Origin of the sequence: Aliidiomarina celeris, from assembly GCF_003316875.1 — a bacterium.
GTDB classification, from domain to species: domain Bacteria; phylum Pseudomonadota; class Gammaproteobacteria; order Enterobacterales; family Alteromonadaceae; genus Aliidiomarina; species Aliidiomarina celeris.
Map to the genome: position 1 here is coordinate 273,227 of NZ_QMIL01000001.1, position 16,537 is coordinate 289,763.

16 protein-coding genes and 3 tRNA genes are annotated in these 16,537 nt (G+C 48.1%); 4 read left to right on the top strand and 15 right to left on the bottom strand.

The window, feature by feature from the left end:
• Window positions 1-2 precede the first annotated feature (2 nt).
• Both DQW12_RS01255 and DQW12_RS01260 read right to left on the bottom strand, forming a co-directional pair.
• The gene (locus DQW12_RS01255) at window positions 3-296 is read right to left on the bottom strand and encodes a YeaC family protein (RefSeq protein ID WP_232819856.1); all 294 of its coding nucleotides are present in this window, start codon (window positions 294-296) and stop codon (window positions 3-5) included.
• A gap of 30 nt (window positions 297-326) precedes the next feature.
• Complete coding sequence (locus tag DQW12_RS01260) at window positions 327-662, bottom strand: zinc-ribbon domain-containing protein (protein WP_157957817.1); 336 nt, start codon at window positions 660-662, stop codon at window positions 327-329.
• Between the two features lie 301 nt (window positions 663-963).
• On the opposite strand from DQW12_RS01260, the gene DQW12_RS01265 reads away from it, so the two are divergent.
• Window positions 964-2,484: an alanine/glycine:cation symporter family protein gene (locus DQW12_RS01265; RefSeq protein ID WP_113905899.1), complete on the top strand. Its 1,521-nt coding sequence runs from the start codon at window positions 964-966 to the stop codon at window positions 2,482-2,484.
• An 87-nt stretch (window positions 2,485-2,571) separates the two neighbouring features.
• Here DQW12_RS01265 and DQW12_RS01270 read toward each other — a convergent pair whose 3' ends face one another.
• The 3 genes from DQW12_RS01270 to msrB all read right to left on the bottom strand — a co-directional run bounded on the left by DQW12_RS01270 (window position 2,572) and on the right by msrB (window position 5,751).
• A complete protein-coding gene (locus DQW12_RS01270) occupies window positions 2,572-3,699 on the bottom strand; it encodes a M14 family metallopeptidase (RefSeq protein ID WP_113905900.1) in 1,128 nt (375 codons plus the stop codon).
• Between the two features lie 50 nt (window positions 3,700-3,749).
• Window positions 3,750-5,195 carry a glyceraldehyde-3-phosphate dehydrogenase gene (locus tag DQW12_RS01275; protein ID WP_113905901.1) on the bottom strand — a complete coding sequence of 482 codons (1,446 nt, stop codon included), beginning with the start codon at window positions 5,193-5,195 and terminating at the stop codon, window positions 3,750-3,752.
• Between the two features lie 169 nt (window positions 5,196-5,364).
• Window positions 5,365-5,751, bottom strand: coding sequence for a peptide-methionine (R)-S-oxide reductase MsrB (gene msrB / locus DQW12_RS01280; RefSeq protein WP_113905902.1), 387 nt, complete (start codon window positions 5,749-5,751; stop codon window positions 5,365-5,367).
• A gap of 106 nt (window positions 5,752-5,857) precedes the next feature.
• Here msrB and pyk point away from each other — a divergent pair, with 106 nt between their 5' ends.
• On the top strand, window positions 5,858-7,294 hold the full coding sequence (gene pyk, locus DQW12_RS01285) for a pyruvate kinase (RefSeq protein ID WP_113905903.1): 1,437 nt from the start codon (window positions 5,858-5,860) through the stop codon (window positions 7,292-7,294).
• Here the strand turns inward: pyk and DQW12_RS01290 are convergent.
• The 3 genes from DQW12_RS01290 to DQW12_RS01300 form a co-directional block, all read right to left on the bottom strand.
• Window positions 7,281-8,162, bottom strand: a complete 882-nt coding sequence (locus DQW12_RS01290; RefSeq protein WP_113905904.1) for a DUF6279 family lipoprotein — start codon at window positions 8,160-8,162, stop codon at window positions 7,281-7,283. The genes pyk and DQW12_RS01290 overlap by 14 nt on opposite strands.
• Before the next feature lie 66 nt (window positions 8,163-8,228).
• Window positions 8,229-9,068: a LytR/AlgR family response regulator transcription factor gene (locus DQW12_RS01295; RefSeq protein ID WP_113905905.1), complete on the bottom strand. Its 840-nt coding sequence runs from the start codon at window positions 9,066-9,068 to the stop codon at window positions 8,229-8,231.
• Window positions 9,065-10,135 carry a sensor histidine kinase gene (locus DQW12_RS01300; RefSeq protein WP_113905906.1) on the bottom strand — a complete coding sequence of 357 codons (1,071 nt, stop codon included), beginning with the start codon at window positions 10,133-10,135 and terminating at the stop codon, window positions 9,065-9,067. The genes DQW12_RS01295 and DQW12_RS01300 overlap by 4 nt, the downstream gene beginning before the upstream one ends.
• A gap of 141 nt (window positions 10,136-10,276) precedes the next feature.
• Here DQW12_RS01300 and DQW12_RS01305 point away from each other — a divergent pair, with 141 nt between their 5' ends.
• Entirely contained in the window at window positions 10,277-12,049 is a 1,773-nt protein-coding gene (locus DQW12_RS01305; RefSeq protein WP_113905907.1) for a M61 family metallopeptidase, read from the top strand.
• Here the strand turns inward: DQW12_RS01305 and DQW12_RS01310 are convergent.
• From DQW12_RS01310 to DQW12_RS01320, 3 genes are all read right to left on the bottom strand, one after another.
• A complete protein-coding gene (locus DQW12_RS01310) occupies window positions 12,046-12,915 on the bottom strand; it encodes a M23 family metallopeptidase (RefSeq protein ID WP_113905908.1) in 870 nt (289 codons plus the stop codon). The genes DQW12_RS01305 and DQW12_RS01310 overlap by 4 nt on opposite strands.
• Complete coding sequence (locus tag DQW12_RS01315) at window positions 12,908-13,786, bottom strand: 6-carboxytetrahydropterin synthase (protein WP_113905909.1); 879 nt, start codon at window positions 13,784-13,786, stop codon at window positions 12,908-12,910. The genes DQW12_RS01310 and DQW12_RS01315 overlap by 8 nt, the downstream gene beginning before the upstream one ends.
• Before the next feature lie 79 nt (window positions 13,787-13,865).
• Complete coding sequence (locus DQW12_RS01320) at window positions 13,866-14,564, bottom strand: LysE family translocator (RefSeq protein WP_113905910.1); 699 nt, start codon at window positions 14,562-14,564, stop codon at window positions 13,866-13,868.
• Window positions 14,565-14,653: 89 nt separating this feature from the next.
• Between DQW12_RS01320 and DQW12_RS01325 the strand changes: the two genes are divergently transcribed.
• Entirely contained in the window at window positions 14,654-15,577 is a 924-nt protein-coding gene (locus tag DQW12_RS01325; protein WP_113905911.1) for a LysR family transcriptional regulator, read from the top strand.
• Between the two features lie 23 nt (window positions 15,578-15,600).
• Here the strand turns inward: DQW12_RS01325 and DQW12_RS01330 are convergent.
• From DQW12_RS01330 to pgsA, 4 genes are all read right to left on the bottom strand, one after another.
• Window positions 15,601-15,687: transfer RNA gene (locus DQW12_RS01330), tRNA-Leu, on the bottom strand.
• 16 nt (window positions 15,688-15,703) lie between these two features.
• Window positions 15,704-15,777: transfer RNA gene (locus tag DQW12_RS01335), tRNA-Cys, on the bottom strand.
• 13 nt (window positions 15,778-15,790) lie between these two features.
• Window positions 15,791-15,866, bottom strand: a tRNA-Gly gene (locus tag DQW12_RS01340).
• Between the two features lie 100 nt (window positions 15,867-15,966).
• Window positions 15,967-16,536 carry a CDP-diacylglycerol--glycerol-3-phosphate 3-phosphatidyltransferase gene (gene pgsA / locus DQW12_RS01345; protein WP_113905912.1) on the bottom strand — a complete coding sequence of 190 codons (570 nt, stop codon included), beginning with the start codon at window positions 16,534-16,536 and terminating at the stop codon, window positions 15,967-15,969.
• Between the last annotated feature and the right edge of the window lies 1 nt (window position 16,537).

Here is a 16,537-nt window from a genome sequence, read left to right on the forward strand (position 1 = left end):
AATTATTTATCCTGTTCTGGGGTCTTGGTATCGTTGTTAAGGTTAAAACGCGCAATGGATTCACCACGTTGTTGTGCCTTCAGTTTTAGTTCTTCGCGCATATCGCGCTTACTCTTCAGCACCAGCTCCCCAAGCTTATTAATGGAAAAATGCTCGTTTTGGTCTAAGTACTTCGCTTGATAAACCATCACCAATTCCATGGCATTTTCACGTTGGCCCTCAGTAAGCTTTTGCCCATCGGGCCAGCGCCCGGTTTCCACTGCAGTCAGCATACGTTCGTAAATTTCCGGCGTCATAGCCCTTAAAGCGTCGTTATAATGCATTGTTTATTTACGGCCCTGTTTGAGTAAGTACATACGGCCACGGGTAATCACATAGGTCATAAAGCCAACTCCGGTTACCATTAATGCGGCAATGGGCATGTAACCTTGCCAGCCTTCTTCAGGCCAATCATAAAAGCTTGCAGCAATACCCGCAATGAACAGCAAAATGGCAAGCATTTGTTGGCCAACTAGCGCATTGAGTTTTTCGCTCTTTTTCATTTGCATTTTTCGTTGCAAACTTTCAGCGTCATGTGCGCCCAACATAAACCCACAATGCTGGCAACTGGCTGCTTTATCCGACACTTTTTTACCACAGTCTGGGCAACTAATAATCGCCATAGATGAACCTTTACTTAAAACCTTTTTTTGAAACACTATCCGCAGGACACTTTTCTTAAAACACTTTCCTTAAAACATTAGCACGGCTTGATTAAGCGTCTAGGCTGAATCATATCAGTCTGAGCGCCCGCGATCGACTGTAAGCCACCTGAAAAGCCGCAAATATGCGATCAATTTCTTTTCTTACCTACAGAATGTCAGAATCGTGGCGGTTTTTGCCAACTTGTGGCACAGTTATTGGGTTTAAAGAAATGGTAAACATGGTTAAAAACAACAACACAAAACAACCTAGGGGAAGATCATGGAAGCTTTGGTTAATACGATAAACGGTATTATCTGGAGCCCAGCATTAATATTTTTATGCTTGGCTGCAGGGCTGTTTTATTCGATTCTTACGCGCTTCGCACAGGTGCGGCATTTTCGTGAAATGCTGCGCTTATTATTTAGCCCGAACGACTCCGCAAGCGGAATTTCGTCGTTTCAGGCACTTGCTGTCACGCTTTCAGGCCGTGTCGGCGTTGGTAATATTGCAGGTGTAGCCGCCGCCATCGGTTTCGGTGGTCCAGGCGCTGTATTCTGGATGTGGATTGTTGCTTTTCTCGGCGCAAGCACCGCCTACGCAGAATCCACCTTAGGGCAAATTTATAAAGTTGAAGAGAACGGCCAGTATCGCGGTGGACCCGCTTATTATTTTGAAAAAGCACTCGGCCAAAAATGGCTCGCCATTGTTTTCGCTATTTCCGCCATTATTGCCTGCGGTATTTTCTTACCCGGCATTCAAGCCAACGCGGTCGGCAATGCGGTTACACATGTATTTGGTGACGGCAATATCGTGGCCACCGATTATGGCGACGTCGGCACCCATAAACTGATCGCCCTCGCGATTATTTTAATTGTGCTTGGCTTTATCATTTTTGGCGGTATTAAACGCATTGCCAACTTTACCCAAATAGTTGTGCCCTTCATGGCCCTCGCCTATATCATCATGGCGCTCATTATTGTGTTCTTGAACCTCGACAAAGTGCCGGGCATTTTAGGCATGATCGTAAGCGACGCATTCACCGCCCAAGCAGGCTTTGGTGCTGCAATTGGTTGGGGGGTGAAGCGCGGCATTTATTCCAACGAAGCAGGCCAAGGTACAGGGCCTCATGCGTCATCAGCAGCAGAAGTCGATCACCCCGCACAACAAGGGTTGGTACAGGCCTTCTCGGTTTATATCGACACCCTTTTCGTGTGTACGGCCACCGCATTGATGATTCTCATTACCCAGCAATATAACGTGGTAAATGAAGTCACTGGCGCCTTGATTGTGCAAAACGTAGACATAGCAACTGAGGTGGCTTCGCCAGCATTTACGCAACTCGCCCTGTCGAGCGTATTCGGTAACTTTGGTCAAGGGTTCGTGGGTATGGCAATTTTCTTCTTCGCTTTCACCACTATTTTGGCCTACTACTACATTGCCGAAACCAACGTTGCTTATCTCAACCGTTACTTCAAAGGAACCATTTCGCTAAATCTGGTTAAGTTCGTAATCATGTTTATGGTGAGCTACGGCACGGTGAATAGTTCCGGCTACATTTGGAACCTCGGCGACATTGGGGTGGGATTAATGGCTTGGATTAACATTCTCGGTATTCTTGCTATTTTCTTCGTCGCTAAACCGGCCATGATGTGTTTACGTGACTATGAAGAACAGAAAAAGGCCGGTGGCCCCATTACGTTCGACCCAAGGAAGCTGGGCATTACCAAAGCCGACTTTTGGGAGAAGCGCCTCGCAGAACAGCAGGCGCAACAGGCGAAAGAAACGCCGCCAAAAGATTAAACTGCAGTGATTAAAAAAAGGCACTTTAAAAGTGCCTTTTTTGTTGCTTAAATTTCAGCGAAATCGCTAAACCACAAAACCAATCGCTTAACGAAGTTGCTCGAGCACTTCGTATACGGCCTTGAGCGTGTCACGACCGAACTGTCTTGAACGCACGTCGTTCCATCCCGCATAAGGGTCTGGAATGTTGTCGTTGTCTTTAAATGGCATTTCAATGGTGTACGACAAACACTTAAAGCGCTCGCCTACCGCAGCACAAGCAACGGTCATATTGGCTTGGCCAGGCGCGTCTTTGTCGTAACCGAATTCGTCTTGGAACTCTGGCGTTGCTCGTGCATAAGCTGCTTTGAATGCCTCCTCAAGCGCCTTGTGGCGTTCGTTATAAGACGGAATGCCTTCACAGCCCGCAACAAAATTGTACGGAATAGCTTCGTCGCCGTGCACGTCGAGGAAGCAATCTACGCCCACTTCGTCCATTTTCTTTAACACATGAAATACTTCCGGGCTTCGCTCTAAAGAAGGGGTAGCCCATTCACGGTTTAAGTTCACACCCGCTGCGTTGGTACGTAAATGCCCGCGCACGCTGCCGTCTGGGTTCATATTCGGCACCACGTAGAAAACCGCCTGTTCCAGCAACTCTCGGCTTACCGGCTCGTCATCGTTCAGCAGGTGTTCAAGTAGCCCTTCAATAAACCATTCCGCCATAGACTCGCCTGGGTGTTGGCGCCCTATTACCCAAATATTACGTTTTTCCGGGCTCGGCTCGCCGATAACCAGTAACGACATTTCACGACCGTCGAGAGTTTCACCTAAATGCTCTTGCTGTACCCAAGCCGACTGCTGGGCCCACTGCAGTAAGTCGAGGTGACGCTCCCATGAATACGGCACAAAATAGGCAAAATAAACAGTTTCCTGTTCTGGAGTAAAACGCAGAACTAAATCTTTGCCATTGAACTCTGTGGGTACCCGAAACCACTCCTCGCGGTCATAACTCGCCATAGCATGGTAATGCTCCCACCCTTTCGGATAAGCCGCTTGGTCAACGTCTTTCAGCGTAATAATGTGGCGTTCGGCACCTGCAGTTACCAACTTAAAATGGAACCATTGGAAAAAGTCAGAATTATGATCACGCCGAATTTTTAACTCAATGGCTTCAGGATGTTCGCATTTTAATACTTCAATATTACCGCTGTCGAAAGCGCTCGAAATATACATAGTTTCTCCTCTTGAGAAAGAAGCGCCGAAAGGCGCTTCTTTTGTTGTTCTTAAGGTAGGCTCGGAACGTTCAGGCCTGCCATGTCTTGTACGCAGCGTAATACTTGGCAACTGTAGCCAAATTCGTTGTCGTACCAAACGTAAACTACTGCACGATCACCGTCCACAATGGTTGCTTGTGAGTCAACAATACCGGCATAGCGGCTGCCCACTAAGTCTGAGCTGACAATTTCCGTAGACGCGGTATAGTCGATTTGATCTTGCAAGTCGGAAAAAAGCGCCGCTTCGCGTAAGTAGTCGTTTAGCGCCGACTTATCCGTTTCTTCATTCAAATTCAGGTTCATAATCGCCATTGACACATTTGGCGTGGGTACACGAATAGCGTTGCCGGTAAGCTTGCCTGCTAACTCAGGCAATGCCTTTGCTACCGCTTTTGCGGCACCGGTTTCAGTCAATACCATGTTCAACGGTGCTGAACGACCGCGACGGTCCGCTTTGTGATAGTTGTCGATTAAATTCTGGTCGTTGGTGTATGCATGAACAGTTTCGACGTGGCCATTACGAATGCCGTAACGGTCGTTTAAGGCTTTGAGAACCGGTGTAATTGCGTTAGTGGTGCAGCTCGCTGCAGAAACAATAAGGTCTTCTGCAGTAATATCGCCATGGTTTACCCCATGTACAATATTCTTAATCGCACCTTTTGCTGGAGCGGTCAGTAACACCTTCTTCGCGCCTTTCGACTTTAAATGCAAGCCAAGGCCGTCTTCATCTTTCCAAATACCCGTGTTGTCGACAATAATGGCGTTATCAATACCATATTTGGTGTAGTCCACTTCATCTGGGCTATTTGCGTAGATTACCTGAATGAGGGTACCGTTCGCTTTCAATGCGTTATTTTCGTGGTCAACGGTAATCGAGCCGTTAAACGGACCATGCACCGAGTCGCGACGCAACAAGCTCGCGCGTTTTTCAAGATCACCTTCACGGCCACCGCGAACCACAATAGCGCGCAAACGCAGTTTATTATTACGTCCGTTACGCTCGATCATGAGGCGTGCTAATAAGCGGCCAATGCGGCCAAAACCGTAGAGCACCACGTCTTGCGGCTCTTGTTCATGTGCATTGCCAATGGCTGCGCCGAGCTTACGCATGAGGTATTGCTCAATACTCTCATCGCCTTGCTTTTCGTTTTTGTAAAGGTAGCCATAGGCCAATTTACCAAGGTCAACTCGCGCGCTGCTAATGTTCATGTTGGCCATTGCTTCTAAGAACGGGAAGCTCTCACGCAAGCGAAGTTTTGAATCTTCGTGCTGACGCACTAACCGATGCGCTTTGATAATATCGATTGTTGAACCAGCCACTAAACTGCGACCGTAAACAATAGTTTCAACACCCTTGGTGCGATACAACTTACCAATCAAAGGTTGCATTAATTCTGCAAACTCTTGGCGCTCTTCCCAGCTTTGCAATGTACGATCGTTTTGAACGTCAGACATGGTTATTAACCCTTTTAAACTCGCGTTTTATACAAAAACGTTGAACAAAATCCGTATGAAACCAGCTATTCCCTATGCACGCTCAAGGTGCCTACTGAAATAGCTGCGTGGTAAAAACGGAGCGTATTGTACTGAAATTAACCGCGCTGCTCCACTGCTGCGCGAAAATTCATTCCTGCGCTTTGAACACAAGTGCAACGGAATTTAAACAATAGCGCTGCCCGGTCGGCTCTGGACCGTCTGGAAACACATGCCCCAAATGCCCTTCGCAGTGCGCGCAGTAAATTTCAGTGCGGCGCATGCCGTGCGAAATATCTTCCCGATAAGCCACATTATTGCCAGCTGCTTGAGCATAAAAACTTGGCCAACCACAGCCCGCGTCGAATTTTGTTTCACTGTCGAACAAATGCGCATTACATCCGGCACAGTAATAAGCTCCGGGTCGCCATTCGTTATTGTACTCGCCAGTAAACGGTCGTTCGGTGCCGTGCTCACGCAATACTCGAAACTGTTCAGGGCTGAGTTGTTCGCGCCACTGCGTATTCGATTTCTTCATGGCAATACCTCCGTATCGCTGTTGCCGTTGGTATGAATCGTAGGTGAATATGCTATTATACACGCCTACTGTCCAGCCCCCTTCTATTCGTTTTGGAGTGTTATTCATGTCTTTGCGTCGAACCAAAATTGTCACTACATTAGGCCCTGCAACCGACAAGCCCGGCGTGCTCAAAAAACTTATTCAAGCTGGCGCAAACGTGGTGCGGTTAAATTTCTCTCATGGTGAAGCCGCAGACCACGAACGCAGAGCTCATGAAGTAAGAGCCATCGCCAAAGAGCTTGGTGTTTTTGTAGGCATTTTGGGGGACTTACAAGGGCCTAAAATCCGAATTGCACGCTTTGTAGAGGGCAAAGTTGAACTCACAGACGGCCAAACCTTCATTCTCGACTCCGCCCATCCGGCTCAAGAAGGCAACAGCGACATTGTTGGGCTCGACTATAAAACGCTACCGAGCGACGTTGATGTCGGCGATATTCTTTTGCTCGACGACGGGCGCTTGCGCTTAGAAGTGACTCAAGTAAACGACACGCAAGTCACCACCAAAGTTTTGATCGGTGGTGTACTTTCCAATAATAAAGGCATTAACCGACTCGGCGGCGGCTTGAGTGCAGCTGCGTTAACCGAAAAGGATCTAAAAGACATTCGTACCGCTGCTGCTATTCAAGTGGACTACTTAGCGGTATCTTTCCCGCGTACCAGTGCAGACTTGAACCAAGCGCGTGAACTGCTGCGCGGTGCCGGTTGCGACGGTGCAATCTGTGCAAAAATTGAACGGGCAGAAACCGTTGCCACCGACGAAGCGCTCGACGACATTATTATGGCGTCCGACGCGGTTATGGTTGCACGTGGCGATTTAGGTGTCGAAATTGGCGACGCCCAATTGGTGGGTAAACAAAAGCGCATTATTGAGCGCGCACGCCAACTGCAACGCGTTGTTATTACCGCCACGCAAATGATGGAGTCGATGATCGACAACTCGATGCCCACCCGCGCCGAAGTTATGGACGTTGCCAACGCCGTACTCGACGGTACCGATGCGGTGATGTTGTCGGCAGAAACTGCGGCAGGTAAATTCCCAGTCGAAACCGTAAAAGCAATGAGTGAGATTTGTATCGGAGCGGAAGAATATCCTGCGCAGCGTATTGTCCGTAGCCGTGCAGAAGACGCGATTACCTCGGTGTCGGAAGCCAACGCTTTGGCCGCTATGTACACTGCGAACCACTTAGGCGGCGTTACCGCTATTATTGCCCTTACCGAGTCTGGCCAAACTGCACGGCTCATGTCGCGTATTAACACCACCTTGCCCGTGTTTGCTATGTCGCGCCATCCACGCACCTTAGCGAAAGCAGCGCTCTACCGAGGTGTGTATCCAATTCAATTTGACTCGACCCAAGAAGAAACTCAAGTAGTGTTGCGTAAAGCAATTAGCATGATCCAAGAGCAAGGCTACATTCAAGCGGGTGACTACGTCATAATGACCCATGGCGATATTATGGAAACCGTGGGGGCAAGCAACACCAGTAAAATCATGGTGGTGTAAGTTCCACGCCACGCTGGCGCATCATGGCCCGTAGGTCGCCTTGTAAGCTTTCCAAGCGCCGCACGCTGCGGCGTTTTTGTTGCTCGGTTAAACTTGTTGCCAAAATAGGAAGCACCTCTAAGGTGCGGGTTTGGTTTAATTCGGCCTGCGCTTGCAAAGTTTCGCTGCGATAAATGTCAGGCGTGAGTATTAACGGCACCAGCAACGCTGAAAACTCTTCTTCCGACAGCGCAGGCGCTTGCTCGAGCGCCGCGCTAAATTCGAGATTCCAACGTGTACGGTAGGCCAACCACTGCTCACTCATGTCGGGTGTGCTTTGCGCGAGCCTTTCAATCCACGTACGTTGTAGCGGCGACGCTCTGCCGACAAAGCGAAGAACAACATCTTCAAACCGTTCTATGCGCTCTGCTAGACGTTCCTCGCTCGAGCGCTCAGCCAGTACACGCTTTCGCTCAGCTACATTTTCTGCAAGCGCAGCAATGAGCTCATTGCGCTGGGCGGTACTCATGGCAGCCAATTCCGCGACTAAAATAGGAAAAACTTGCTTTCGAAGGTTCAGCCAAAATGTCTCAACTTGCAATGCGATTTGCTGCAACTCTTGCTGCGTAAGTTGGTCGTTTTCAACCAGAGTTTGAAGCTCTACGAGCAGATGATGGTACTTAGGTAATTCTGACTCCGCATGCCATTGCAGTAAGTCTTCAATTTCGGTTTTCACCCGTTCTCGTTGTTCGCCTTCAAGCGTTACGTAGTTGTCGAGTTGCCACAAAATAAAAGTATCGGCAAAGCGATAGCCAATACTACGAGAGCAGCTGCTGAGGCTTAAAATAATAGCGAGAAAAGCAACAACGTACAGCAAGCGCACATTCATGCTGCCAAAACTCCGTGTTCACTGCGGTTAATAGTTATACGAAACTGGGCGGCATTTAGATGCGCGTTAACCTTGCAGCACCAGCTGCTTTATACGGTCTTTGTATGAGCGACTTACTTTTAACTCTTTGCCGTTGGCTAACACAATGTGATATTCGCCATTTTGTCGGCTACAGAGCTTTTCAACTTGTTTTACGTTCACAATGGCCGAGCGATGAATGCGTTGAAATAATTTAGGGTTAAGCTCTTGCTCGAGCTCTTTCATGGTGCGCCGTAGAATATGCGTTTCATTACCTGCATGAATACACATATAGTCGCCAGCAGCATCGATCCACTCAATTGCGTTCACTGCAACCCGAGTAATTTCCCCGCTGTCTTTAATGGCAATGTGTTCCGGGTAGGTGTCTTGCGAAATAATACGCTTTCCTTCTGCCAGCCGAATTAAAATTTCTTCGCAGTCTTCACCGGTCATTTCCGCTACGAGTTCTAATAGCCGTTGTTGGTGCTCGGGCTTACCAACACTGTTTTGCTCAGTATGACGCTCTTCTACACGTTTAATAGCTGCGGCCAAACGCTCTTCATCAACCGGTTTTAGTAAGTAGTCAAGCGCCCTTACTTCAAATGCACGAATTGCGTATTGATCATAAGCGGTCACAAAAATGATCGCAGGCATGGGTTTATCTTGCTCTTTGAGGGCCTTAAGCACATCAAAGCCACTCCAACCCGGCATTTGTATGTCGAGAAACACAAGATCAGGCTCGTGTTCGTGAATAAGTGTAACAGCTTCGCGGCCGCTATTCGCCTCACCCACTATATCGATATGAGGAAACGCAGCAAGCCTCACCATAAGGCCTTTGCGTGCTAAAGGCTCGTCGTCTACAACAAGTGCTTTGATCTTAGTATTCATGAATTCTCAACAGGCTGCCATGGAAGTTTAAGTTCAACCACACACCCAGTCGGTGTGTTTGCAGACAGAGTAAATGAGTAATGCTTTCCATACAAGGCACGTAAGCGTTCTTCTGTATTTTTTAGCCCTACGCCGCGCTCAGACTTTTGCGCAGGGGCGGCATAAGGTTTTGGCCCGTTATCACTCACCTTAATGGTAAGCATGTTGTCGATTACGCTAGCGTGAATGGTGATAACCCCTTGGCTTTCAAGTTTTGCGACCGCGTATTTAATTGCGTTTTCAATAATGGGCTGCAAAATCATGCTCGGAACCAAGGCCTCCCGTGCTTCTTTCGAGACATCTGTTTGCACATGAAGGCGCTCAGCAAAGCGCACTTTCTCAATGTCGAGATAAAGCATTAGTGCGTCGATTTCACGTGCCAAGGTAATACGCTTAATCGGTTCATTGTCGAGCGAAAAGCGCAAAAACTCACTCAATTTGCTCACCATTTGGTTCGCCGTTTTATTTTCATTAATGAGAATTAACGTGGAAATCGCGTTAAGCGTGTTGAACAGAAAGTGTGGGTTCAACTGATAACGTAGCATTTTTAGCTGTGACTGATGAGCCATGGAAACCGCTGTAAGCGCTTTTTGTTTTTCGTCTTGCAGCAGTTGATAATACTTAATGACAAAGTACAAACCACTCCAACTCAGCATAATGTAAAACTTGGCAACACTGTGCTGGAGGTAAAATACCCAGTTGTGAGGGCGAAAACCAAACTTATAAATTTCCCAATGGGTAGCGTTATCGATAACCGCCCATAACACGGCTGCAGTATAAGAAGACCCCAGCACCGCTAACAATAATAACAGTGGGTGCAGGTTCCAAATCGTACGGTAGAAGTAGCGCATGGGTACTGTTAAGAGAAAGCCCGCGTACGCACCGAGCAGAATAATAAGCACAAAAATACTGCGCATTTCTTGCATGAGCGAGCCAATGTACTGAATTAGCGCATAGCCCAGCCACCCTGCTATTTGCAGAGCCCAGAACATTTTATTTCGATCTTCTAAAAGTACTCGCCAATTCAAAGTTTAATTACCCATACATTTTTTTAACAAGCTTACGTGAAAGCTAACGTTTTACCGATACCGTTTGTCGAGCCGAATTCCCTTTTGGTCGCACTTTGCTTATTATCATTTCACTTCTGTTTGTCGTTTTGGACCCCAAAGATGTCGACCATTCGCTATGAAATTTGTGCAACTAACCCCGACAGCCACTACTTTGACGTTAAACTTGAGTTCAGCCTAGACTCGAAGCAAAACGTTGAACTGACGCTGCCTAGCTGGATACCGGGCAGCTATATGATACGAGACTTTGCCAAACATATCGTCGGCTTTGAGGCGTACGGTGAATCAGGTGCGCTTACTTACCTTCGGCCCAATAAATCCACTTGGATTGTAAAGAATGCGCAAGGGCAGGTTCGCATTCACTACCGTGTGTACGCCTTTGACAGCTCTATCCGTGCGGCTTATTTAGACCGAACCTATGGCTTTTTCAACGGCACCAGTTTGTGTTTAGCGGTAGCCGGAATGCAAGAGAGCAGACACGAAGTACAGGTGTTGCCGTCTCCTCACCCTGCAATTGCTGATTTCGAGGTTGCAACCGGGTTGGCGCCTTTTACTTGTACAAAAAACAACAACGATCCAAAAAAGAACAGCAATCTTTGCTATTACGCTGACAATTACGACGCATTGATTGATCACCCATTTTTACTCGGCAAATTCACACGTATTCAGTTTACCGCTTCGGGGATTCCGCACGCGTTGGTGTTAGTCGGCCAGCATTTTGCGTCTGAACATGAACTTGCACGCGACCTCAAACAAATTTGTGAAGCCCAACACAACCTTTGGGGTGAAGTGCCCGACTTTGAGCAGTATTTGTTCTTAACCATTGTCACCGCGAACGGGTTTGGCGGGTTAGAGCACAGAAACAGTACTGCACTCATGTGCTCTCGCGCTGCATTAGAGTTCGGCGGTGGCGATCAGGCAAGCGATGCCTACCTGGAATTCTTGAGTTTATGTAGTCACGAATACTTTCACAATTGGAATGTAAAAAGGCTAAAACCAAAGGCATTCCTTCCCTACGCACTGCACACTGAAACTTACACCGAACAGCTTTGGTTTTACGAGGGTGTCACGTCGTTTTACGACGACTTAATGGTGTACCGTGCAGGCTGTATGAGCCAAGCTGCATTTTTAAAGCGGCTTAGCACCACCATAAGTCGTGGTTTGCGTGGTCAAGGGCCGCTCCGACAAACACTCACAGAATCAAGCCAACTGGCGTGGACAACCTTTTATCAGCAAGATGAAAACGCAGTAAATGCTATAGCCAGTTACTATGCCAAAGGCGCTGTAGTCGCACTGTGCCTAGACCTTTTGCTGCGCAAGCTGTCTAATCACAGCGTTAATTTAGACCATGTATTAAAACAGCTTTACCAAACTTATGGGCCGAGCCAAGGAAAAACGCCTGTCGGTACCGAACAAGCCGATTTACTCAGCTCCTGTAACCCCATCGAGCACCCCGCCGTTGATGAGTTCTTGCATCAAGCGTTGTACACCACGAAACCGTTACCGTGGCGCGAGCTGCTTGAGCAGGTGGGTGTTTCAGTGCAAGAAAGTGCATTCGAAGACGCGTTAACACTTGGCGCAAGCCTAAAAGAACTGCCGCTTGGTATGCAGGTACAGCGGGTTCTCGAAAAGAGTATGGCTGCCAGCGCGGGGCTGGCCGCACGCGACATTCTGATTGCTATGGACGGTTTGCAAGCAACAGCGGGAACGCTCAAAGCAGCGTTGCATCGTTACCACGAGGGAGATGAAATTACATTGGTGTACTTGCGTGACGAGCGTTTACTTAGCGGCCAGTGCATTTGGCAGCATCCGGCCACTGAAAAAGTAGAACTTACATTAGCAAGTAACGCCGTGGTGAGCTTTCCGTTTTCTTAACGCTCAGGCACAAGGTATTGCGGATCAAGGCGCACATTGCCCCAATTGATCCGCCAGTCTAAATGCGGACCGGTGGCGCGGCCTGTTGCACCAATTTCTCCAACGAGATCACCCTGCTCCACCGTTTGCCCCACTTCCACATGAATAGCGTGAAGGTGCAAGAACGTTGAGAAAAAACCATGGCCGTGATCCAGTATTAAGGTTCCACCGGAAAGCACCATTGCAGGATTCGCCATAGTAACCACCCCACTGGCGGGCGCAATTACAGGTGTGCCCGTAGGCGCCGCTACGTCGAGCCCATAATGCGGGGCACGTGGATTACCGTTTAAAATACGCTGGCTCCCATAAACACCACTTACTCGCCCTTCTGCCGGCCAAATAAACGACTCGGTAAAATGGGTGTACTCCGACCTAACCTGCCGCGCAAGCCAAACCTCTTCGTTATTTTTACGAATTTCTGCCAACACGTCTGGGTCTGGTGTTACGGTTTGCTGTGGTAATCCGTCGATGCGCTGAATATTGAATTCGCGCGGTTCAATATCAAAACTCTGTTGCCAAGTGTCGCCATTGGGGTACTTCACCAGCAACTGAGCTTGGCCTTCTTCGTCGCGACCAAAACCAAATACAAATTCACCATTGCGGCTCAGCTGAACGGGCTCTCCATTCAACAGCACTTCAGCTTGGCGTACGGTTTTACCAAAAACAATTCCACCTTGGGTGAAGTGCCCGCGTAACGCAGGTTCAGGAACGTTCGCCGCGTTTTTGGCATGCACATTCAGAGAAGCGAAAGCAGCACAAGCCACCACACTTATGAGCGCGGCACGAACAAGGGTTTTAGTTGAAAAGATACGTTGTAGGTTAGGCATAGCCAATGGCTCCTTTACCAACACCCTCAAACGCAATAACTTTCACCGCGGCATCGGGCTCTTGTTGTTTAATTGTTTGCGCAATGTAGTCAGCAATACATTCCACCGTAGAGTCGGTTGGAATAACCTCATTATGATGCTCCGGCATAGCAAGTTCAAATAGCCCTTGTTCTGCCACATAGCTGTAGGCAACATGATGATTACCAATAGCTTTCTCGCCAACAGCGCTCTTAGTTAAAGCACTATGCGCCACCACGTCTTCGGCACTACCAATATAAATATCTTCCCAACGCTTCGACCACTGTTGCTCAAGCCGCGGCGTGCGCATACCGTTTACAAATATTTGAATCGCCGAGCGGTGCCCGTGCGCAATACGTTGGCAATTGCCGTCGTGCTTTTTCAAACCATGGGTGTAATGGTAGTAAAAACTGGGAATAGCTTCGTCGCGTAAGGTAAGTGAAATTGCCTTCACGTTGGTGGGTAACTCGCGTTTTATCACGGCTCGCAGATAATCCATAACCGAGTCTTTGGTAATAGTATCCGCGTCGATAAATGCAAACGCGTCACTCGGGCAATATAAATGAATGGAGCCTGCGGGTGCTTCAAAGTCAACCCAGTAATTTTGGTTGTCTTCGTTTGCCTGTACCGTTGTAATTGAGTTTTCTATCGGGACCAAAAGTTTGTGATCAACCGACTCGTCAATAATGCGTTTGAGCTGCTTTTTCACTCGGCCAAAGTCGAGCACCATAGACTGATCATTCAAACTGCCGTCGAGTTCAATGTCTACGATCCAACTTTCACCTACCATCCCCCGTTCAGGGCAAAGGTAAGAAAAATCCATTACAGTGAGATCATTCACGAACAGCAGCATAAAACCTTTCCAATAAGAAATTTAAAAAACGGCCGAGAGTATACCAACATTGGCTAGGCAACAGTAGCCTAAGCTCGCGTTAACCCTTGATAAGTTGCCAAACCATATTTAAGGCAAGTAGCCCTAACATAAGCCCCATGAGTCGATCGAACCAATAGCCATGTACTAACAACCAACCTCTTAACCTTGTTTTGCCAAGCAGCAGCGATAGCGCAGCAAACCAAACAAAGGTAGCCACTGCGAGATAAAGCCCATATCCGGATTTTATCAACACCGGCGTTTGCGGTGAAATAATTGAGGTAAATAGAGCAAGAAAAAACAGCGTTGCTTTGACATTTAAACCGTTGGTTAAAAAGCCCAGTCCAATAGCCTTTTTTATACTCATTTGCTGAAAGCTCTGGGGCTCTGGGCTGTGCTGGGTTGCCGCTGAAGTTTGTAACGGTTCGGAAACGGTAGTGTTCGCTAAGGGTGGCTTGGCACGCAGCAACTGCGCCGCCAACCAAGCAAAATACAGCGCCGCAACCAACAGTAACACCGAGTAAAGCCACGGCGTTTGATTAATGATAATTGCTAAGCCCAACACCGAATAAGTTACATGCACCAGTATTCCTAACCCAATACCAAGGCTAACCCAAACTCCAATACGAGCGCCAAAACGCACGCTGTATCGGCTTACCACCGCAAAGTCAGGCCCTGGGCTTGCTACCGCCAACAAATGCGCAAAAGCCATGGTTAAAAACTCAAATAAATAGGGGGAGTTTATTAGCTTTGTAAACATGAAGCCCTCTAAAATTAACGCTTGCCAAGCAGTGCCCGCGCTCGATATAGTTTCGTTATTGTTAGCTTAAATTGAGAAAAAATCACACCATGAAAAAGGCCGAATTTCCGTCTCTGAATGCACTTCGCGTGTTCGACACCGTGGTTCGCATGGGCAGTTTTAAACGTGCAGCAGCAGAACTCGGAGTTACCCAGTCTGCCATTAGCCGGCAATTGGCAACACTTGAACAACAGCTGGGGATTAAACTGATTCAACGCGATAATCGCATGCACGACCTCACCCCCGCGGGGCAAGCACTAGCGCCCGAATTACATCGTGTTTTCCGGCAATTAGAACGAATTGTCACACAGACCCGCAAAGAAGGCGAGCATGCAAGGCGGGTAATTACCATTGGCATTAGTCATTGCTTATTTCAGTATTGGCTGCTGCCCATGCTTGAAAGTTTTCGTCAGCTCTATCCGCACCTAGAGCTGCGTATTAAAGACGTGCCCGAGTACCTCGACAGTGCAAATGAAGACGCCGTTATTAGTTTGCTTGAACGCAACGACATAGACGTGGTTCTCTGTTTAGGCTCCAGCCAACACAAAAGCCTGCTCTGCCAACAGCTGTTCAGCCCAACCTATATTCTTGTCGGCAATAACCGGGTCGGAAAGAACGCGGGTGAAAAAAGCGCAGCAAGCAACAGCACTACCGCATTGAACGAACTTGTCTTGGTGCAGCACCAGCAGCGGCCGCGTGGTTTAAAAACCCACTTAGGCTTAAATATAGAGCGCGTGCACTTCAGCAGCAGTAGCCTCATGGCCGCCACTATTGCCGAGCAACAGCCCACCCTTATGCTGCTGCCCAATTGCTGCAACAGCCTTTTAAGCGCCCATAAGCTCACAGAACTCGGTCGTATAAAGTGCCCGCAGCCCCTCAGCGTAATGATTCGTAAAGAAGACGATCGGGAACTCGGTATGGTCGCCCTACTGCAATGGCTCGAACATAGGGTAACAAAAATGACAGAAGGATAGTTTTTAGATAACACCGAGGGAAATGGTGCCCGGGGCCGGACTTGAACCGGCACGATCTTTCGATCGAGGGATTTTAAATCCCTTGTGTCTACCAATTTCACCACCCGGGCGACACAAATTTAAATCTGGAGGCGGGTCCCGGAGTCGAACCGAGATCGACGGATTTGCAATCCGCTGCATAGCCATTCTGCCAACCCGCCAGATTTAAAACGTTGGAGCGAGTAACGAGGTTCGAACTCGTGACCTCAACCTTGGCAAGGTTGCGCTCTACCAGCTGAGCTATACTCGCAACGTTTTAGTTGACCGCGTTGGCTATTGCCGAACGCCGAGCCATTCTACCTATCGCGAACTTTCAGTCAACCACAAATTATAAATTTATGACCGTTTGGCTATTTTTTAGCTTCTTCGCTGTTATTTTCGGCAGTTAAGTCGGCCCAAGCGTTCACTAAATACACATACATAGACCAGAAGGTTAAAATGGCCGCAATATAAAGAGCGATCATTCCTACCGATAAAACGAAGGTGTTGGCGTTCCAAAGTAATCCTGTGAGCGCGATCATTTGCGCAGTCGTTTTTACTTTACCAAGCGAAGACACCGCAACACTGTCGCGTTTACCAATTTCGGCCATCCACTCCCGTAAGGCCGAAATGATTAATTCTCGGCTCACAATGATAAGCGCCGGAATGGTCACCCACAAGTTGTTATGATACTCAACCACGGCAATCAGCGCAGCGGCCACCATGATTTTATCTGCGACCGGGTCGAGAAACGCACCAAACTGTGTATGTTGGTTATATTTACGGGCGATATAGCCGTCGAGTCCATCGGTAATAGCAGCAATAACAAAAATGACCGCCGCCCAAAACGTGGCATAAGGAAAGGGCAGGTAAAAAACGACCAGAAAAACCGGAATTAAAACAATTCGGAAGCTAGTCAATAAATTTGGGATATTCCACATA